Here is a 20,087-nt window from a genome sequence, read left to right as displayed (position 1 = left end):
CAGGAGACCCCCGGTGCCGACCCACCAGCCGCACACCTACCGACCGGACACGCCGTCGCACCCACCCGTGTCGTTCCCCGAGTACCGGTCCAACGTGCTCCGGGCACCGCACCGGCCCTTCGTGCTGCTGCCGCAGCGGCTGGGCGAGATCACCGGGCCGCTGCTCGGCGAGGGCCGCGTCGGACCCCACGACCACGACCTGACCCTCGGGCACGACGGCGAGCCGCAGGGCCAGCGGATCATCGTCTCGGGCCGCGTGCTCGACGGCGACGGCCGCCCGGTCGCGGGCACCCTGCTGGAGGTCTGGCAGGCGAACGCGGGCGGCCGCTACCGGCACGACCTCGACCGCCACCCCGCGCCGCTGGACCCCCACTTCACCGGCGTCGGCCGCACCGTCACCGGCGCCGACGGCCGCTACTCGTTCACCACCATCCAGCCCGGCGCGTACCCGTGGCGCAACCACGACAACGCGTGGCGGCCCGCGCACATCCACTTCTCGCTGTTCGGCACCGCGTTCACCCAGCGGCTGATCACCCAGATGTACTTCCCGGGCGACCCGCTGTTCGCCCAGGACCCGATCTTCAACTCGGTCCGCGACCCGAAGGCGCGCGAGGCCATGGTGGCGCGGTTCGACCTGGCCACGACCGTGCCGGAGTGGGCGTTGGGCTACCAGTGGGACATCGTGCTGCGGGGGAAGAACCCCACCCCGTTGGAGGAAGAGGACGACGACGATGAGTGACTCGCACGCCGGGCTCCAGACCACGCCGTCGCAGACCGTCGGCCCGTTCTTCTCGTTCGGCCTGGTGTGGCCCGACGGACCGTTCGTGGTGCCCGAGGGCACGCCCGGCGCGGTCCGGATCGGTGGCACGGTGTACGACGGCGCGGGTGCGCCGGTGCCGGACGCCGTGGTCGAGACGTGGCAGGCCGACCCCGACGGCCGGTTCGACCACCCCGACGACCCGCGCGGCGCGGTGCGCTGGAAGGATTTCCGCGGCTTCGGCCGCAGCGCCACGGACCCCGAGGGGCGGTACTCGCTGCTGACCGTCAAACCCGGCCCGCTGCCCGCGGCCGGGGGCGGCCGGGAGGCACCCCACCTCAACGTGTCGGTGTTCTGCCGGGGCATGCTGGTGCGACTGGTCACGCGGATCTACTTCCCCGACGAGGAGGCCAACGCCGAGGACCCGGTGCTCACCTCGATCGAGGAGGCCCGGCGTGCCACCCTGATCGCAGCGATCGCCGGGAGCGAGCCGCCGGTAACCCGCCCTCGTGGTTACCGCTTCGACATCCACCTGCAAGGGGAGCATGAAACCGTCTTCTTCGACCTCTGAGCACGGCCGGCCGGTCGGGCCGCGGGAACCGGGCACGCGCTCGCTGTGGGGCACGCTGTTCACCGACCCGGACGTGGACGACCAGACCTGCGACCGGGCGTGGTTGCGAGCCATGCTCGACTTCGAGCGCGCTCTGGCGATCGTGCAGGCCAGGGCGGGCATCGTGTCCCCGGAGGCCGCCCGGATGGTGGTCACGGCCATCGACGTCGGCAACTACGACCCGGTCGTGCTCGGCGAGGGCGCGCTCACCTCGGGCACGCCGGTCGTGCCGCTGGTCCGGGCGATCGGGGCGCACGTCACCGCCGAGGGCCGTGCGGCCGTGCACAACGGCGCGACCAGCCAGGACGTGCTGGACACGGCGTTGTCGCTGGTCGCGCACCGGGCGCTCGGGCCGATCCTGGCCGGCTTGCGCGGGGTGGCCGCCGAGTGCGAGCGGCTGGCCCGGCGACACCGGGACACCCTGATCGCCGGCCGCACGTTGACCCAGCACGCGCTGCCGACCACGTTCGGGCTCAAGTGCGCGGGCTGGCTGGTCGCGGTGGACGAGGCCGAGGACGCGCTGACCCGCGTGCGCACGCGGCGGCTGGCCGTGCAGTTCGGCGGCGCGGCGGGCACCCAGGCCGCGGCGGGCCCGGGCGGCGACCTGACCGCGGAGCTGGCCGCGCAGCTCGGCCTGGCCGCGCCGCTGATCCCGTGGCACACCGACCGGACCAGGGTGGCCGAGCTGGCGTGCGCGCTGGGTGAGGCGTCCGGCGTGCTGGCCAAGATCGCGCAGGACGTGGTGCTGCTCGCGCAGACCGAGGTCGCCGAGGTGGCCGAGGGCGACGGCGGCACGTCGTCGGCGATGCCGCACAAGCACAACCCGGTGCGGGCCGTGCTGGTGACCGCGTGCACCCACCGCGTACCGGGGCTGGTGGCGACCGTGCTGTCGGCGATGGCGCAGGAGCACGAGCGCGCGGCCGGCGCGTGGCACAGCGAGTGGCAGACCGTCACCGAGCTGCTGCGGCTGGTCGGTGGCGCGGTGCGCGGCACGCGGGAGCTGCTGGCGCGGCTGAGGGTCGACCCGGAGCGGATGCGCCGCAACCTCGACCTGACCGGTGGGCTGCTGATGGCCGAGAACGTGGCCGTGCGGCTCGCCGACCGGATCGGCCGGTCGGAGGCGCAGGAGCTGGTCGCCGAGGTGTGCCGGACCGCGGTGGCGGCCGGGCGGTCGCTGCGCGACGCGCTGCTGGCCGACCTGCGGATCGGGTTGTCGGAGGAGGAACTGGACGACGCGCTCGACCCGGCCGGGTACACCGGCCGCGCGGGCGAGTTCACCGACCGCGCCCTCGCGGCGCACCGGGGGAGGGACCGGCCGTGAAGCCGCACTACGAGTTGAGCGGGCCGGAGGACGCGCCGGTCGTCGTCCTGGGCAACTCGCTCGGCACCACGACCGCGCTGTGGGACCGGCAGCTCCCCGTGCTGCACCGGCGGTTCCGCGTGCTGCGCTACGACCACCGGGGCCACGGCGGCTCCGGGGTGGTGGACGGGCCGTACCGGATCGACGACCTCGCCGACGACGTGCTGGAGCTGCTCGACGCGCTCGGGCTGGCCCGCGTGTCGTACTGCGGCGTGTCGATGGGCGGCATGGTGGGCATGTGGCTGGCCGGGCACGCGCCGGAGCGGATCGAGCGGCTGGTGCTGTGCTGCACGACGGCCGGGTTCGCGACGGCGCAGCCGTGGCTGGAGCGGGCGGCGGCCGTGCGGGGGTCCGGCACCGGTGCCCTCGCGGCCGCCGCGGTGGGCCGCTGGTTCACCCCGGCGTTCCGCGCGGAGTCACCCGAGGTGGTGGCCGGGTTCGCGGCCAACCTGTCCTCAGTGGACGACGAGGGCTACGCCGGGTGCTGCGAGGCGTTGGCGGCGATGGACCTGCGGTCCGTGCTGCCGGTGATCGAGGCGCCGACGGTCGTCATCTCCGGCGCGTCCGACGAGGCCACGCCGCCGGAGTGCGGCCGGTTCATCGCCGACTCCGTGCCGGGCGCGACGTTCCACCTCGTGCCGGGGGCGCACCTGGCGAACGTGGAGTCGGCCGACGAGGTGTCGGCGATCGTGGAGGCACACCTGTGAGCCACGACGAGGGCATGCGCGTGCGGCGGGAGGTGCTGGGCGACGAGCACGTGGACCGCGCCATCGCCCGCACCGACGCGTTCACCGCCGACTTCCAGGACTTCATCACCCGGTACGCGTGGGGCGAGGTGTGGACCAGGCCGGACCTGGACCGGCGGGTGCGGTCGTGCGTCACGCTCGCCATGCTCGCCGCTCTCGGGCACGAGCAGGAACTGGCCATGCACGTGCGCGCGGCCCTGCGCAACGGCGTGACGCGGGAGGAGATCAAGGAAGTGCTGCTGCAGGTGGGCGTCTACGCGGGCGTCCCCGCCGCGAACCGGGCGTTCGCCGTGGCCCAGCCGATCCTGGCGGTGGACTGACCTCCAGCCTGCCTCGGACAACGCGAGCAGCGCCGAGCCCCGGGGCGGGGTCGGCGCTGCTCGCGGACGGGGGCTACTGGTCGCGGATCTCCGACTTGACGTGCTGGCCGGACTCGCGGGCGTGCTGGCCGACTTCCTGGGCCGAGCCCTTGGCCTGCTCGACCGTCGTCTGCGTGGCCTCCTGGGCGACCTGCTTGACCTGCTCAGCGGCCTCGCCGACGACGCTGCTCGCGTCCTCCTTCAGCTTCTGCGCGGACTCGGTGAGGGCTTCCTTCACCGGCTCCATCGCACCGCCGGCGCGCTCGCTGAGCTGCCGCACGGCGTCCTGCTCCGCCCGCGTCGCCGGGATCAGCGTCGCGACCAGCGCACCCGCGCCGAACGCGATGAGCCCCGCCGCCAACGGGTTGCCGCGGGCCTGCTGCCGCGCCTGCTCGGGCGCCTGCTGGACGGCGTGCGCGGCCTCCTGCGCCTTCTCGCCGACGGCGGACGCGGCCTGCTGGGCCTTGTCACCGACGGTCGAAGCCGCGTGCTGCGCCTTGTCGCTCACGGTCGACGCCGCACCCTGCGCCCGCTCGCCGACGGTGGAGGCCATGCCCGACGTGCGGTCCTGCAGGGTCGAGGCGGTCTCCGGAACCGTGCCCATGACTCGCTCCTTCAACGTGCTCATCCGGTGCCGCACCCGGTCGACCCGGCGTTGGGCGATGTTGCGCGGCCTGGTGTGGTCGACGATCCGGTTGGCGTCCGCCACCAGCTCCGCGCGGGTCCGGTCGATGTCGTGCCTTATTTGGTCGGGTGACGGGCCCATTCCACGTCCTCCTTCAACGTCTCGATGGTGCGCTCCGGCTTCGGGTTGACCTTGCGCAGTCGGGAGCGGCCGGCGGAGAACAGGGCGAACCCGGCGATGCCCCACAGCACGGCGACGACGAGCGTCGCCCAGCCCAGCCCCATGAACGTCGCCAGGCCGAACGCCAGCGCCAGGCTCAGCAGGACCGCGGTCATGTACCCCGCGAAACCGGCCGCGCCCAACATCCCGGCGGCCTTGCCCGCCTTGCCCGCTTCCTGCCTGATCTCGGCCTTGGCCAGTTCGAGCTCCTGGCGCATCAGCCGTGACAGGTCCTCGGTCAGGTCGCCGATGAGCTGCCCCAACGAGGTGTCCTCGTCGGCGGGCACGGCACCGTGCGGCGTCGCGCCACCGTGGGGCACCGAGCCGGGTGGTGGCACGGCGCCGGGTGGGGGCATCGCCCCGGCAGGCGGCACCGCGCCGCCGGTCGGCATGCGGGTCTCCGGCACCCGGCCGCCCGTCATCCGCGTCTCAGCGCTGGACATACCGCGATCCCTCCGGCTGGTAGGGGGCGCGCGGCGACGGCGTCGGGTGGTCCGCCGGGATCTGCGGCGCCAACGTGCCGTACTCGGACGGCATCGGGGTGGGCGCGGGCGACGGCGACGACGGCGGCACGGCGCTCGGCGTGGTCACCGGCGTGGTCGGCGTCATGTCCGTGTACCCGTGCTGCGGCTGCGGCTGCGGCTGCGCCTGCGGCCGGTGGGACTGCGACCGGTCGGGCGCGTTCAGGCTCTTCGCGGTGCGGGCGACCAGGAAACCGGCCACCGCCGCGCCGATCAGGAACGTGCCCGGCTTGCGCCGCGCGAAGTCCTGGGCCGTGTCCAGCAGCCCGCGCGCGCCCCGTTCGTCGAGGTAGCGCGCCGCCTGCCGACCGGCGTCGGACACCTGGCGCAACGCACCCGCGGTCAGCGAGTCGGGACCGGAGCCGTCGGCCATCGAGCCCAGCTCGTCCGCGATCCGGTCGATCTGCCGCGACACCCGCCGCGCCTGCTCCTCGGCCTCGGTCGCGACCCGTTCCCGCATGTCGCGCACCACGTGCTTGGCCTGGCCCGTCGCCTCGTGGGCCACCTGCCCGACCTGCTCACGCGCGGTCGAACGCACCTCTCCGGCGGCCTGCCTGGCGTGCTGCGCCACGGCCGTGCCCTCCTGTCCGGCGGTCTCGCGGACCGCACCCACCTGGTTCTCGTCCACGACTGACTCCTCAAGGTCGGGGGTGCTCTCCCCTCCCACCTACCCCCGTGGCGGAGGGCTAACCTCCTTCGCGACAACAACCATCTCCGGCGCACGCACCGTGGTCGCGTGGTGACGCTGAATAGCCGACAAATGTGCGGACGACCCCGCGGCCGGGTTCGGCCACGAGGTCGTCGTCAATTGACAGGGCTGGGTCAGAACGAGAAAACCGTGCCGGTCTCCTGCTCCATCACGCACCGGTTCGGGAATTCCTGGACATAACGCACCGGCTCACCGCGCCAGGAACCGAACGCGATCGCGGTCACCGGGCGGTAGTCGAAGGTGCACACCTGCGGGTCGGTGCCGGGCAACTGCGTGAAGTCGCCGCCGGCGGCCTCGATCTCACCGCACGCGGCCTGCGCCAACCGGTGCTCGCCCGCAGCCGGGTCGCAGGTCAGCCGGGTCGTCTCGACCCCGGTCTCCGCCTCGTGGACCGCCAGCACGAGATCCGTCTCCGGCGGCGCGGCGGACGCCGTGCCGGTGGCGATCAGCGGAGCGGCCAGCAGGCCGGAGGCGAACAAGGAAGCCATGAGGGTTCGTGTTCGTCGCATGACAACGGGGTGGCCCGATCGAGTGGGGGATATTCGGGCGGATTCGCATCTCACCGGGATGCAGTAATCTGTGAATTAACATTTCCAAATCGTCGCGAATAGCTCACCAAGTGGGTCGCGCGGTGATCCCGCCGTCGACTACCAGGTCGTTCCCGGTGATCCAGGACGCCATCGGCGAGGCGAGGAAAACGCAGGCGTCACCAACGTCCTCGGGTTGGCCGAGCCGTCCCAGCGGTGCCGCGCGGGTCCACCGGTCCACCCCGTCGGGCCAGTCCTCGGCGAGCCCCGGTCGGTCGATCAGGCCGGGGGAGACGGTGTTGACCCGGATGCCCCGCGGGCCGTACTCGAGCGCGGCCGAGCGCGCGTGCATGATGAGCGCGGCCTTCGACGCGCTGTAGTGCGCGTGCCCGGCGGCGGGGTGCCTGCCCTCGATCGAGGCGACGTGCGTGACCGACCCACCCGGCGGCAACACCTCCGCCGCCGCTTGGGTGCAGCCGAACGCACTGGTGAGGTTGAAGTCCACCACCTCACGCCACTGCGCCACCGTCATGCCCGCGAGTCCCCGCACCGGCTGCACGCCGGCGTTGTTCACCACGGCGTCCAACCGGCCACCCCACTCGGCCGCCTCGCGGACCAGTCGGCGGCAGGCGTGCTCGTCGGCGAGGTCGGCGTGCGCCTCCGTCGCCCGCCCACCGGCCGCCGTGATGTCGGCGACGAGCGCCGAGACGTCGCTGTGCCTGGCGTGCGCCACCACGGCCGCTCCGGCCCGCGCGAACCGCATCGCGATCCCGCGCCCGACGAGCCCGCCGGCTCCCGTGACGAGCGCGACCTTGCCTTCGAGGAGTCGTGTCACGGGTGCGGAGGGTAGCCGGGTCGGCTCGTCGCGGGAGGTCGGGACGTCGTGGGTCGATCCGGACGAGGGGTCGCGTGGGCGGGACGGCGTCGCCGTGCTCGGCGGCGATCAAGGTCGCGCGGTAGCGGGCCGTTCGGGGGCTGCCTGTCAGACGGGGGACAGGGCGCGGTGGGGTTCGGCGGGGAGTTCCACGCGGATCTCGTCGCCGGGGCGGACCTCGCCGCCCACGAGGACGATCGACATGATGCCGGCCTTGCGGACGACGTTGCCGTCCTCGTCGCGGCCGACGACCTCTTTCAGCAGACCCGCTTGGAACGCCTCGATCTGCGGGCACGGGTTGCGCAGGCCGGTCACCTCGATGACGGCTCGGGAGCCCAGGTGCAGGCGCGTGCCGGTGGGGAGCGCGAGCAGGTCGACGCCGCGGGTGGTGATGTTCTCGCCCAGTTGGCCCGGTGCGACCGGGAAGCCGTTGGCGGTCAGCTCGTCGTGCAGTTCGGCGTGCATGAGGTGCACCTGGCGGAGGTTCGGCTGGGTGGGGTCGCGCTTGACGCGCGACCGGTGCTTCACGGTGACGCCCTGGTGCGCGTCGCCCTCGACGCCGAGACCCGCGAGGAGCGTGATCGAGTCGTGGTTGGGCTTGGTGAACGTGTACTCCCCGCTCCGGCTCACGGCCGTGATCGTCCCCATGGGACCGACCCTACCGAAGTAAGGGTTCGGGGTGCTGCGGCGATAGAGGGGTGCACGACCTTTTCCGGGGACGACGGCGGAAGATCATGGATGACGAGTTGAACCACCGGGCACGGGCGCTGCTGCGGGCGATCGCCGCGGGGCGGGCCGAGGTGACGCGGAGCAGTGAGCCGGATCTGAAGGTCGACGGGTTGCTGTGCAGCGACCAGGTGGCGGCGCGGGAGTTGGCGCACGCCGGGTTGGTCCGTCCGGCGCAGCGGGACTCGTCCGGGGTCTGGGTGCGGGCGGAGTTGACGCCCGAGGGGCGCGCGGTGCTGGCGTGACGTCCGGGTTGGTGTCCGGCTCGGTGGTCCGGCCGCGGGTCCGTGGCGGCTGGTGTGCGGGCCGAGCGTGGTTTCGCGCCGGTGTTCGGGTCGGGCGGTGGGGCTCGGATGGGTGCGTCTGACCGGTGTGTCCGGTTGTGGTGGGGTGGCGGGGTCTTGACGCTGTGTGCACGGGGCGGTTGACTGCGTGTCCGTAACCGGTTTCGGTACCGGTTACGGGTCGCCGTGGACCAGTAGTCGAGGAGTGCACAGTGCGAGTGACGATCGCCGAAGTCGCCCAGCGTGCCCAGGTGAGCAAGGCGACCGTGTCCCGTGTGCTCAACGGCAAACCGGACGTCGACGCGGCGACGGCGGCGCGGGTGCGGCAGGTCATCGCCGATGTCGGGTACGTGCCCAGTGCCCGGGCGGTGGGGTTGGCGCGGGGGCGGGCGCGCACGGTGGGGATGTTGGTGCCCTCGTTGACCTGGCCGTGGACCGGTGAGGTGGTGCAGGGGGCGGTCGACGAGTTGGAGGCGGAGGGGTACGGGCTGCTGCTGTACACGGTGAACCGGGGTGCCGAGTCGTTGGCGCAGTTCGCCAGCCACGTGTCGGCGAAGGCGTTCGACGGGTTGTTGGTGATAGAGCCGCCGGACACGTTGAGCTACATCGAAACGCTGCACGACCAGGGGTTGCCCGTGGTCATGATCGACGACCGGGGGAGCCGACCGGGGTTCCCGTCGGTGTGCACGACGAACCGGGAGGGTGCGCAGGCGGCGGCGCAGCACCTGGTGGCGGCGGGGCGGACGGGGTTCGCCGTGGTGACGGGGCCGGCGAACTTCGGGTGCGTGCGGGAGCGGTTGGACGGGTTCCTGGACGCGTTGGGGGAGGCGGGGGTGCACGTCGACCCGCGGTTGGTCGTGGAGGGTGACTTCGGGACGGACCGGGGTGCGGTGGCGACCGAGAAGTTGCTGTCGACGGGGTTGCGGTTCGACGCGGTGTTCGCGCAGAACGACCTGTCGGCACTGGGCGTGATGCGGGCGCTCGCCGCGTCGGGGCGGAAGGTGCCCGAGGACGTGGCGGTGGTCGGGTTCGACGACATACCCATCGCGGCGCACGCGGAGCTGACCACCGTGCGCCAGCCGATGCGGGAGATGGGCGAGGCCGCGGCACGGCTGCTGCTGGCCCGGCTGGAGGGCGCGGCGCCGAGCCGGGAGCCCGTGGTGCTGCCGACGACTTTCGTCGCCCGCCGTTCGGGCTGATCGCTCACCCGTTATCAGGAACGCCGGCGCCGTGCCTTAGCCCGGATGTCGGTGACACGCGCTCCCTATTGGTCCGTCTGGACGGGTGCACGCTCATGTGGCGGTTGGTTGACTCGAAGCCGTGTACCAGGCTCGTCACCGAACGTGACGAACCGTGCATCGTCGCAGAACCCTGGGGGAAGTGTTCATGGCACCGCAACGGGAGTTACCGCAGCCTGCCCCGCTCATCCCGACCCAAGACCACGGCGTCCGCGTGCACCTCGACGGTGACGTGCCGGTCGTCGGGGAGGCCACCCACCTGGCGGCCGTGACGGTCGACTTCACCACCTGCGCGGACGGGCCGGACCGGCGCAGACAGGTGTGCGCCGACGTGCTGGACCGCTGCACGGGCCACCTCGTCACGCCGGGGTGCGTCACCGCCCTGGTGTCCGGCTCGTCCCCGCACACGGTCCGCGCCGAGCAGGACCGGTTGGTGCGCCGGTTGGAGAAGCTGGTCGCGAACCTGCCGATCGGGGTGTCCCGGGTCGGCCGGGGCGCCGAGCGCGACCAACTGGTGGCCGAGGCGCGGCGTGCGGCCACGTACGCGAGCCTGGCCCTGGCGGCCAGCCCCACCAGCGTGGACGCCCACCCGCTGGAGGAGGCGATGCTCGCCAACGGTGAGCTGTCGTCCACGATGACGGCCCTGCTCGACCCGCTGGCCGACCACCAGGACTTCATCCACACGCTGTACCTGTACCTGGCGTTCGACCGGGACCGGCAGCGGGTGGCACGGCACCTGACCGTGCACCCGCGCACGGTGGACTACCGGCTGCGCCGCATCGCCGCGCTGACCGGCCTGCACCCGCAGACGGTCTCCGGCGCGGGGAAGCTGCTCGCCGCGCTCATCAGCCGCACGCACCACGGGCTCGCGGCGCCGCGCTGAGCCGGGCGAAACGCCCTCCGTTGTCCTGCGTGACAATTGTGCCAAGTGACAAACCTCCTCGCTGGAATCGCGCCAGGTGCCTTGATACGGTTGCCCCGCTAGCCGGCGCGGAATCGCGGATCATGTTCGGTGCAGCACACTGGGGGCTCGGTGGGTAGTACTGCTCGTTTTCGACTGTCGCCTTACCAACGAGACATCTGGGTGGCCGGGGCTCAATTTCCGGGGCTGGACCAGTACACCGTCTATATTTATGACCGCTACCGCGGTGAGGTGGACCAGGAGCGCCTGGTCCAGGCCATGGTCACGGCGGCGCGGCGGACCGACGCATTTAAACTTCGCTTTTCCGAAGACGACGGGGAGCCGTACCAGTGGCTCGCCGACGACGCGGAATTCACGGTTCGCCGGGTGCGGCTGAATCGGGAATCCGAAGTGGAACGGTGGTTCCGCGATGAATTTTCAACTACCTATGACCTGACCGGTGACCGGCTGGTGGATCTCGTCCTGCTGAACGCGGGCGAGAGCGTGTACGCATATGTCCGCACCCATCACGTCATCTGTGACGCGTGGGGCTTGCAACTGTTCTTGGCGCGGGTGCGCGAGGAGTACCTGGGCGTCGCCGACGAGACCGCGCCGTCGTTCGCCGAGCTGACCGCGGCGGACACCTACGAGGGGTCGGCACGGCACGAGGAGGACCGCGAGTTCTTCCGGCAGGCGCTGGCGGGTGTCGAGCCCGTGCTGTTCACGCGGCGCAGCCCGCGGGGCGGCCGGCGGATGCGGCGCCACTCGTTCCCGCTGGAGCGGTCGCTGGTCAACGCCATCCGCGACCGCGGCGAGTCCCCGTTCGTGGTGTTCTCCGCCGCCGTCGCGCTGTACCTGGCGAAGGTGCACCAGGTCGACGAGGTGGTGCTCGGCGTGCCGGTGCTCAACCGCGCGGGCGGCCGGGCCAAGCGGACCGTCGGCCAGTTCGCCAACACGCTGCCGATGCGCGTGGCCACGGGTGCCGGGTCGACCGTGGACGAGGTGCTGTCGCGGGTGCGGCAGGACACCCGGGCGTTGCTCAAGCACCAGCGGATGCCGCTGGGCGAGCTGGGCCGCGGGCCGTTGTTCGACGTCACGGTGGCCTACCTGGGCACACCGCCCGCGACGCCCGGCCTGTCCTACGAGACCGTGGCCCGGACGCACGGCCACGACCAGGACGCGCTGGCGATCTGGGTGTCGGAGTTCGACCGCACCGAGGACCCGAGGGTCGACCTGGAGTGCGCGACCGACGTGTTCGACGCGGACTTCCCGATCGAGGCCGCGGCACGGCACGTCCTGGCCTACTTCCGGGCCCTGGCCACGTCCACCGGGGTGCCGGTGGGCGAGCTGGACCCGTTGTCGGAGCAGGAGCGGCACGACCTCGTGCACGCGCACAACGCCACCGACGCGCCGTTCCCCGACGACGTGACCCTGCCCGAGCTGTTCGCCCGCCAGGCGGAGCGGACGCCGGACCGCGTGGCGCTGGTCCAGCCGGACGGCGTCACCCTCACGTACGCCGGGTTGGCCGCGCGGGTGAACGCGGTCGCCGCGGCGCTGCGGGCGCAGGGCGTGACGCGGGACGACCCGGTGGCCGTGCTGGTCGAACGGGGACCGCACCTGCTGCCCGCGGTGCTGGGTGCGCAGCTCGCGGGCGGCGCGTACGTGCCCGTCGACCCGACCTACCCGGCCGAACGGGTGCGGCTGCTGCTGGAGGACAGCGGCGCGAAGGTGGCGCTCGTCGGTGATGTCGACGTGGACGCCGCCGCGCTGGGCTCGGTCGGCACGGTCCTGCGGGTGGCCGACGTGGCGTCCGCGGACCCGGTCCAGCCACTGGCCGCGCCGGACGACCTCGCCTACGTCATCTACACGTCGGGGTCCACCGGGCGTCCCAAGGGCGTGATGGTCGAGCACCGGTCGGTGGTGAACCGGCTGTGGTGGATGCAGCGCCGGTACCCGATCGGCGAACACGACGTGCTGCTGCAGAAGACCCCGGTGTCGTTCGACGTGTCGGTCTGGGAGCTGTTCTGGTGGGGCTTCACCGGTGCGCGCCTGTCGCTGCTGCCGCCCGGTGCGGAGAAGGACCCGGCGGAGGTGCTGCGGGCGGTCGAGCGCGACGGCGTCACGGTGATCCACTTCGTGCCGTCGATGTTCGCGCCGCTGCTGGAGCTGCTGGAGGACGACCAGGGCGCGCGGCGGGCCGCGTCGTCGTTGCGGCTGGTGTTCTGCAGCGGCGAGGCGTTGCCACCCGCCCAGGTCGCCCGGTTCAACCGCGTGTTCGGCGACTCCGCGCGGCTGGTCAACCTGTACGGGCCGACCGAGGCCACGGTCGACGTCTCGGCCTACGACTGCCCGCCGGGTACGCCCGCGCGCGTGCCGATCGGGTGGCCCATCGACAACATCCGGCTGCACGTGCTCGACCGCGCCGGCCGGCCGCAGCCCGTCGGGGCCCCCGGGGAGCTGCACATCGGCGGTGTCGGCGTGGCGCGCGGCTACCTCAACCGGCCGGAGCTGACGGCGGAGCGGTTCGTGCCCGACCACCTGACCGGTGCCGGCACGCTGTACCGCACCGGTGACCGGGCCCGCCGGCTGGCGGACGGGGCGATCGAGTACCTGGGCCGGGTGGACGACCAGGTGAAGATCCGCGGCAACCGGGTCGAGCCGGGCGAGGTGCGCGACCACGTGGCCGCGTTGCCGGGCGTGCGCGAGGCCGCGGTGGTCGACCGGCACTCGGACGCGCTGGGCACGCACCTGGTCGCCTACTACGTGGCCGACGAGGACCTGGACCCCGCCGAGCTGAGGGCGGTCATGGCGCGGGCGGTGCCGGAGCACCTGATCCCCGCGTTCTTCACCCGGATCGAGGCCATCCCGCTGTCGCCCAACGGGAAGCTGGACCGCACGCGGCTGCCGGAGGTCGTCGCCGCGCCGCGCGACGGCCGGCCGCGCACGCCGGTCGAGGCGGAGCTGGCGCGGGTGTGGGCCGAGGTGCTCGGCGTGCCCGAGGTCGGCGTGCACGACAACTACTTCGCGCTGGGCGGCGACTCGATCGTCATGCTGCGGCTGCGGGCCCGCGCGCAGCGCCTCGGCCTGCGGTTCGAGCCGGCCGACCTGATGAGCCACCCCACCGTCGCGGAACTGGCCGGGCGGCTCTCGGCCGCCGTCGCGCCCGAGGCGCGGCTCGCGCCGTTCGAGCTGGTGTCCGAAGTGGACCGACCACGGTTGTCCGGGCTGGCCGACGCGTTCCCGGTCAACCGGCTCAGCCTCGGCCTGCTGTTCCACTCCAGCAGGCACCCCGACTCGTCGGTCTACCACGACGTGTTCCGCTACCGGTTCGCCGTCGGGTGGGACGAGCAGGCGTTGCGGCGGGCCTTCGGCACCGTGGTGGCCCGGCACCCCGCGCTGCGGTCGTCGTTCGACCTCGCGAGCTTCTCCGAACCGCTGCAACTGGTGCACGAGCACGTGACCGGCGGGCTCGAGGTCGTGGACCTGCGCGGGCGGGCCGACGCGGAGGACGTGATCTCCCGGCACGTCGAGCAGCGCCGGTTCCACCGCTACGAGCCGGACCGCGCGCCGCTGCACCTGTTCACCGCGTTCGTCCGGGACGACGCGCTGGACCTCGTGCTCAGCTTCCACCACGCGATCCTCGACGGCTGGAGCGTCGCCAACGTCATCGTCGAGCTGATGACGCTCTACCGCGGCGACCCCGCGCCGCCCGCCGCGCCGTCACCCGCGTGGCAGGTGCGCGAGGAGCGCCGGGCGCTGACCTCGCCGGAGGCGGCGAGCTACTGGGCGGACCTGCTCGACGGCGCGGCGATGACCGCCCTGGACGGGTTCCGCGCGCACGAGCCGGTGGAGGAGCCGCGGTTCGCGTCCCACCGGGTCGACCTGCCCGCGGAGCTGCTCGACCGGGTCCGGGCGACCGCGGCCGAGCACTCGCTGCCGGTCAAGTCCCTGGTGCTGGCCGCGCACTGCCTGACCCTGCACCTGTTCGCCCGCGCCGACACCGTGGTTACGGGTGTCGTCGCGCACGGCCGGCCGGACCTGCCCGAAGCCGACCGGATGGTGGGCCTGTTCCTCAACACCGTCCCGGTCCGCACCGACGTCCACGGCCGCAGCAGGCTCGACGTGGCCCGCGAGCTGTTCCGGCAGGAGCGCGACGGGCACGGGCACCGGCGGTTCCCGCTCAGCGCGATCCAGCAGGCGCACGGCGGCGTGCTCCAGACCGCGTTCAACTACGTGGACCTGCACGTGCTGGAGCCGTTGCGGGAGCTGGGCGACCTGCGGGTGTGGGAGGAGACGAACTTCTCGCTGTTCGTCAACGTCATCGCCGACCCGGTCGGCGACGGCACGTTCCTGCGGGTCGACACGGACGGCCGCACGATCACCCGCGACCAGGCCGCGCTGATCGCCGACACCTACGTCGGCGTGCTGCGGCAACTGGTGGACGACCCGCACGGCTCGGGCTTCGCGTTCCTCGCGCCGCGCCGCGACGTCGTGCCGCACCCCGAGCCGCTGGTCGACGTGGTCACCCGGTTCACGCGGCAGGCGCGAGCCACGCCGGACGCGCTCGCCGTCACGTTCGGCGACGAGCACGCGTGGACCTACCAAGAGCTGGAGCGGGTGTCCCGGTCGGTCGCGACCCGGCTGCTCGCGGGCGGCGCGGCACCGGGCGCGACCATCGGCGTGGCGCTCAACCGGTCACCGGAGATGATCGCGGTGGTCTGGGGCGTGCTGCGGGCCGGGCTGGTCTGCGTGCCGCTGGACGTGAGCTACCCGGCGCACCGGCTCGCGCTGATCCTGGACACGGCCCGGCCCTACCGGGTGGTCGCGCACCCCGAGCACGCGCACGTGGCGCAGGACGACGCGATCGTCATCCCGGTCGCGGACGTGACCGCCGAGCACGACGCGGACGTGGAGCTGCCCACGCCGGAGCTGGACGACCTGGCGCTGCTGCTGTTCACGTCGGGATCGACCGGCCGGCCCAAGGGCGTGGAGCTCACCCACCGGATGTGGGCCGGGTACACCCAGTGGCAGTTGCGCGTGCCCAGCGGTGAACCGGGCCTGCGCACGCTGCAGTTCGCGCCGCTGAGCTTCGACATGTCGTTCCAGGAGATCTTCTCCACCCACTGCGGCGGCGGCGAGCTGCGCCTGGTGACCGACGAGACGCGGCTCGACCCGATCGCGCTGCTGCGGCTGCTGGACCGGCACGCGGTGCAGCGGGTGCTGCTGCCCGCGGTGGCGTTCCAGCGGTTGGCGGAGGCGTCCAACGCGGTGGGCGTGCGGCCGGGCGCGTTGCGCGTGGTCGTGTCGTCCGGCGAGCAGATGCGGATCACCGAGGAGGTGCGCGCGTTCGCGGCGGCGGTGCCGGGTCTGATGCTGGAGAACCAGTACGGGCCGACCGAGACCCACCAGGTCACCTACCACACGCTGACCGGCGACCCGGCCCGCTTCCCCGACCTGCCGCCGATCGGCCGGCCGCTGGACGGCGTCGAGGCGCAGGTGCTCGACGCGGACCTGCGGCCCCTGCCGGTCGGCGTCACCGGCGAGCTCTTCCTCGGCGGCGACTGCCTGGCCCGCGGCTACCACCGCGCCCCCGACCTGACCCGGGAACGGTTCCTGCCGCACCCGTGGCGCGAGGGCGCGCGGCTCTACCGCACCGGCGACCTGGGCCGGCTGCTGCCCGACGGCAGCGTGATCTGGCTCGGCCGCGCCGACACGCAGGTGAAGGTGCGCGGGTTCCGCATCGAGCCCGCCGAGGTGGAGCTGGCGATCATGCGCCAGGCCGAGCGGCACACCGGCCTGCGCGGCGCGGCCGTGGTGGCGCGCAGGCGGCCCGACGGCGACGCGTTCCTGGCCGCGTTCCTCACCGGCGAGGCCGACGGCGTGGACATGGCGGACCTGACCGGTGCGCTGCGGGCCGAGCTGCCCGAGTACATGGTGCCGTCGTACTTCGGGTGGCTGGACGCGTTCCCGCTGACGCCCAGCGGCAAGCGGGACGACGCGGCGCTGCGCGGGATCCCGCTGACCCGCGACGACTCCACCGAGCGGGTGGCGCCGCGCGACGAGTACGAGCGCAACCTCGCCGAGGTGTTCACCGAGCTGCTCGACGTGTCCGAGATCGGCGTGGACGACGACTTCTTCGCCAACGGCGGCACGTCGCTGACCGCGATGCGGCTCGTCGTCACCATCGAGAAGCGCTACGGCGTCGGCGTTCCGCTGGCCGCGCTGGTCGAGACGCCGACCGTGGCGGGGCTGGCCGAGCGGCTGCGGGTGAAGTCGGCGGTGGCGGAGTTCGACCCGCTGGTGCCGATCCGCCGCGACGGCGACCGGCCGCCGCTGTTCCTGGTGCACCCGCTGGGCGGGCACGTGCTGTGCTACCTGCCCATCGCCCGCCACCTGCCGCCGGACCAGCCGGTCTACGCGTTGCAGGCCGCGGGCAGCGACCAGGGCAGCACGCCCGCCCGGTCCATCGAGGAGATGGCCGCCTCCTACCTGGCCGCGATCCGGCGCGTGCGGCCGGAGGGCCCGTACGTGCTGGGCGGCTGGTCGTTCGGCGGGTTCGTCGCCTACGAGATGGCGCGCGTGCTGCGGGCCGAGGACCCGGACGCGGTGTCGGAGCTGGTGCTGCTCGACTCGATCACCATGCGCCGCGACCACGAGGTGACGGTGGGCGACGACGCGCTGATGGAGTTCTTCTACTGGGAACTGGTGTGGTTCGAGCGCAGCCTGGACGCGGTCGAGCAGTTGCCGGCGGAGTTCTCCGAGGACGAGAAGCTGGACCGCGTCCTGGACCGCGCGATGAGCGCCGGCGTGCTGCCCTGGGGCACCTCGCGCGCCACCGTCAAGCGTTTGTACGAGCTGTTCCGGGCGAACTGGCGGGCGTTGCTGGACTACCGGCCGCCGGTGACCGACCTGGACGTGACGCTGCTGCGCGCGGACGGGCCGCTGCCCGACTCGCTCAAGCCGATGCACCGGGCCGCGGGCACGCTGCACGCCGAACCGGACAACGGGTGGCGGCACTGGACCACCGGCCGGCTCGACGTCGTCACCGTGTCCGGCGACCACCTGGTGCTGATGGAGGAGCCGCACGTCGCCGGCGTCGCCGACGCCATCACCACGCTGCTGAGCCCGAACCGGGCCGAGGGGACCGCACCGTGAGCAAGAGCAAGAAGATCGTCATCGTCGGCGCGGGCATGGGCGGCCTGACGGCCGCCGCCGCGCTGGGCCGGGCCGGGTTCGAGGTCGAGGTGTACGAGCGGGCGCGGGAGCTGCGCCCGGTCGGCTCGGCGCTGTCGCTGATGAGCAACGCGCTCACCGCGCTGGCCGCGGTCGGCGTCACGCCCGAGTTCACCGGCCGGTCGCTGGTGTTCGAGTCGCTGAGCTTCCTGACCAAGCGGGGCCGTCCGATCCGGACGATCCACTTCGGCGAGCTGGCCCGGCGGATCGGGCAGCCGAACCTGGCCATCCACCGGGCGAGCCTGCAGCAGGCGCTGCTGGAGCAGGCGTCGGACGCGAAGTTCGAGTTCGGCGCGACCGCCACCGGCTACACCCGCGACGGCGACGGCGTGGTGGTGTCGTTCGACGACGGCCGCGAGGTGCGCGCCGACGTGCTGGTCGGCGCGGACGGCTTCAACTCCGCCATCCGCCGCGCGATCGCCGGCCCCGAGCGGCCCCTCGACTACAACTACGTCGTGTGGCGCGCGACGCCCAAGTTCAGCCACCCCAAGGTCACGCACGCCTACGCGGCCCACTACTGGGGTCGCGGCCAGCGGTTCGGCCTGGTCGACATCGGCGGCGGCGACGTCTACTGGTGGGGCACCAAGAACATGCCCGCCGAGCAGGCGGCCGACTGGCGCGGCGGCAAGGCGGGCGTCCAGCGGCTCTACGCCGGGTGGGCCGACGAGGTGCAGCAGGTCATCGCCGCCACCCCGGAGGAGGGCATCACCAGCCTGCCCGCGCAGGACCGGCCGTTCCTGGAGCAGTGGGGCGACGGACCGGTGACCCTGCTCGGCGACGCGGCGCACCCGATGCTGACCAGCCTCGGCCAGGGCGCGGCCATCGCGATCGAGGACGGCGCGGTGCTCGCCCACTGCCTCAAGACCATCGACGACCCGCGGGCCGCGCTGCGCGCCTACGAGGACCGCCGCCGCGACCGGGCGCGCGGCATGGTGCTGGCCTCGCGCGGGCTCAGCCGCACCGAGCAGCTGCAGAACCCGTTCCAGACCTTCGCCCGCGGCCTGTACTTCCGGTTCGTGTCCGAGAAGACGCTCGACCGGCAGAACGAGCAGGCCCTGATCTTCCCGGGAGTCGAGTGATGGCCACGCCGATCCGCCCGCTGTCCCCGGTGGAGCGCTGGTACTGGATGTGCGACCAGCTCTCCACGCTCAACGTCGTCTCCCGCACCAGGGTGCGCGGTGAGCTGCCCGCCGACCTGCTGCGCCGCGGCCTGGACGCCGTGCAGGCCAGGCACCCGTTCCTGCGGCTGGCCATCGTGGACGACGACGGCCTGGACCCGCGGTGGGTGCCCACCGACCGGCCGATCCCGCTGCGGCACGTGCGGCGCGAGCACGACGACCAGTGGGTGCGCGAGATCAACGAGCGCGAGCTGATCGACCGCGTCGACCCGGCCACCGGGCCGCTCGCCCGCGCCGTGGTGATCAGCGGCGACGACGACGTGCACGACCTGCTGGTGGTCGTGCCGCACATCATCGCCGACGGCACGACCGTGATCACGCTGGCGCAGCAGTGGCTGGAGCTGGCGGCCGACGGCGGAGCGGTGGAGTCCTACCGCGAGCTGCCGCCGCCCGACGAGCTGCGGCCCGCCCGGCACACCGGCGACGAGGGCGCGACCCGGCTCGCCGAGCAGACCGCCCGCGACGAGGAGCTGATGGCGCGCACGAAGCCGGGCCGGGTCGAGCCGACCACCCGCGTGCCGCTGGACGAGCGCCGGTCCCGCCTGCTGCACCGCGAGCTGACCCGCGAGCAGGTGGACGCGGTGGCCCGCGCGGCACGCGAGCACGGCACCACCGTGCACGGCGCGATCACGGCGGCGCTGGTGCGGGCCGCGGCGGCGGACGCGGGCGGCGGGCACGACCACTTCGCGGTGGGCTCGCCGATCGACTTCCGCGGCGAGCTGGAACCCCCCGTGCGGCCCGACGAGGTCGGCACCTACGTGGCCACCGTGCCGTCCGTGGTGGACCCGTCGCTGCCGTTCTGGGAGCTGGCCCGCGCGATCACCGACGACCTGACCGCGCGCAAGGCCGTGGGCGACCACTTCAACCTCGTCACGATGGTGGTCGGCGCGTGCCCGCCGTCGTTGGCGGAGGCGCGGCCGTTCATGGAGTTCATGGAGGCCAACGGGCCGATCAACCTGTGCTCGTCCAACATCGGCCGGTACGCGTTCCCCGACCGGATCGGGCCGTGGCGGGTGTCGGACGCGCAGTTCCTCACCGGCATCTCGGTCAACGGCTACTTCGTGGCCACGATCAACTCCAGCCACGGCCGCCTGTTCTGGAACTTCACCTACATCGCCGACGCGGTGCCGGACGAGCGCGCGCGGCGGATGGCGGACGACTCGCTGGACACCCTGCTGTCGGAGATCACCCAGAGTTCGCCCGCGGGCGCGTGAGGAGTA

The 20,087-nt window shown here is 73.1% G+C and carries 17 protein-coding genes; 11 read left to right on the top strand and 6 right to left on the bottom strand.

All coding sequences use genetic code 11. From position 1 onward, the window contains the following. Positions 1-13 precede the first annotated feature (13 nt). The 5 genes from pcaH to pcaC are packed head-to-tail and all read left to right on the top strand — an operon-like array spanning position 14 to position 3,793. On the top strand, positions 14-739 hold the full coding sequence (pcaH, locus tag FHX81_RS06645; protein WP_141976067.1) for a protocatechuate 3,4-dioxygenase subunit beta: 726 nt from the start codon (positions 14-16) through the stop codon (positions 737-739). Continuing rightward, entirely contained in the window at positions 732-1,328 is a 597-nt protein-coding gene (pcaG, locus tag FHX81_RS06640; RefSeq protein ID WP_141976065.1) for a protocatechuate 3,4-dioxygenase subunit alpha, read from the top strand. The genes pcaH and pcaG overlap by 8 nt, the downstream gene beginning before the upstream one ends. After that, entirely contained in the window at positions 1,303-2,688 is a 1,386-nt protein-coding gene (pcaB, locus tag FHX81_RS06635) for a 3-carboxy-cis,cis-muconate cycloisomerase (RefSeq protein WP_211363398.1), read from the top strand. The genes pcaG and pcaB overlap by 26 nt, the downstream gene beginning before the upstream one ends. Continuing rightward, a complete protein-coding gene (pcaD, locus tag FHX81_RS06630; RefSeq protein ID WP_141976063.1) occupies positions 2,685-3,434 on the top strand; it encodes a 3-oxoadipate enol-lactonase in 750 nt (249 codons plus the stop codon). The genes pcaB and pcaD overlap by 4 nt, the downstream gene beginning before the upstream one ends. Before the next feature lie 14 nt (positions 3,435-3,448). Next, the gene (gene pcaC / locus FHX81_RS06625) at positions 3,449-3,793 is read left to right on the top strand and encodes a 4-carboxymuconolactone decarboxylase (RefSeq protein WP_141983772.1); all 345 of its coding nucleotides are present in this window, start codon (positions 3,449-3,451) and stop codon (positions 3,791-3,793) included. Positions 3,794-3,866: 73 nt separating this feature from the next. Here the strand turns inward: pcaC and FHX81_RS06620 are convergent, their stop codons facing one another. The 6 genes from FHX81_RS06620 to FHX81_RS06595 form a co-directional block, all read right to left on the bottom strand. After that, positions 3,867-4,598, bottom strand: coding sequence for a DUF3618 domain-containing protein (locus FHX81_RS06620; RefSeq protein WP_141976061.1), 732 nt, complete (start codon positions 4,596-4,598; stop codon positions 3,867-3,869). Beyond that, positions 4,574-5,119, bottom strand: a complete 546-nt coding sequence (locus tag FHX81_RS06615; protein WP_246107663.1) for a phage holin family protein — start codon at positions 5,117-5,119, stop codon at positions 4,574-4,576. Before FHX81_RS06615 ends, FHX81_RS06620 begins: the two co-directional genes overlap by 25 nt. Continuing rightward, positions 5,106-5,825, bottom strand: a complete 720-nt coding sequence (locus tag FHX81_RS06610; protein ID WP_141976058.1) for a hypothetical protein — start codon at positions 5,823-5,825, stop codon at positions 5,106-5,108. The genes FHX81_RS06615 and FHX81_RS06610 overlap by 14 nt, the downstream gene beginning before the upstream one ends. A 194-nt stretch (positions 5,826-6,019) precedes the next feature. Continuing rightward, a complete protein-coding gene (locus tag FHX81_RS06605; RefSeq protein WP_170231958.1) occupies positions 6,020-6,394 on the bottom strand; it encodes an SSI family serine proteinase inhibitor in 375 nt (124 codons plus the stop codon). Between the two features lie 124 nt (positions 6,395-6,518). Beyond that, positions 6,519-7,268: an SDR family NAD(P)-dependent oxidoreductase gene (locus tag FHX81_RS06600; RefSeq protein WP_141976054.1), complete on the bottom strand. Its 750-nt coding sequence runs from the start codon at positions 7,266-7,268 to the stop codon at positions 6,519-6,521. 147 nt (positions 7,269-7,415) lie between these two features. Then, complete coding sequence (locus FHX81_RS06595; RefSeq protein WP_211363397.1) at positions 7,416-7,955, bottom strand: MOSC domain-containing protein; 540 nt, start codon at positions 7,953-7,955, stop codon at positions 7,416-7,418. Between the two features lie 86 nt (positions 7,956-8,041). On the opposite strand from FHX81_RS06595, the gene FHX81_RS06590 reads away from it, so the two are divergent. From FHX81_RS06590 to FHX81_RS06565, 6 genes are all read left to right on the top strand, one after another. Next, positions 8,042-8,278 carry a hypothetical protein gene (locus FHX81_RS06590; RefSeq protein ID WP_141976052.1) on the top strand — a complete coding sequence of 79 codons (237 nt, stop codon included), beginning with the start codon at positions 8,042-8,044 and terminating at the stop codon, positions 8,276-8,278. A 251-nt stretch (positions 8,279-8,529) separates the two neighbouring features. Beyond that, complete coding sequence (locus FHX81_RS06585) at positions 8,530-9,516, top strand: LacI family DNA-binding transcriptional regulator (protein WP_141976050.1); 987 nt, start codon at positions 8,530-8,532, stop codon at positions 9,514-9,516. A gap of 187 nt (positions 9,517-9,703) precedes the next feature. After that, positions 9,704-10,438, top strand: a complete 735-nt coding sequence (locus tag FHX81_RS06580) for a helix-turn-helix domain-containing protein (protein ID WP_141976048.1) — start codon at positions 9,704-9,706, stop codon at positions 10,436-10,438. Between the two features lie 129 nt (positions 10,439-10,567). Continuing rightward, positions 10,568-17,611, top strand: coding sequence for an amino acid adenylation domain-containing protein (locus tag FHX81_RS06575; protein WP_342787173.1), 7,044 nt, complete (start codon positions 10,568-10,570; stop codon positions 17,609-17,611). Then, positions 17,608-18,768: an FAD-dependent oxidoreductase gene (locus FHX81_RS06570; protein WP_141976044.1), complete on the top strand. Its 1,161-nt coding sequence runs from the start codon at positions 17,608-17,610 to the stop codon at positions 18,766-18,768. Before FHX81_RS06575 ends, FHX81_RS06570 begins: the two co-directional genes overlap by 4 nt. Continuing rightward, on the top strand, positions 18,768-20,081 hold the full coding sequence (locus tag FHX81_RS06565) for a phthiocerol/phthiodiolone dimycocerosyl transferase family protein (protein ID WP_211363395.1): 1,314 nt from the start codon (positions 18,768-18,770) through the stop codon (positions 20,079-20,081). Before FHX81_RS06570 ends, FHX81_RS06565 begins: the two co-directional genes overlap by 1 nt. Positions 20,082-20,087 lie beyond the last annotated feature (6 nt).

Origin of the sequence: Saccharothrix saharensis, from assembly GCF_006716745.1 — a bacterium.
GTDB lineage: Bacteria > Actinomycetota > Actinomycetes > Mycobacteriales > Pseudonocardiaceae > Actinosynnema > Actinosynnema saharense.
This window is presented reverse-complemented; position numbering and strand designations above follow the sequence as displayed.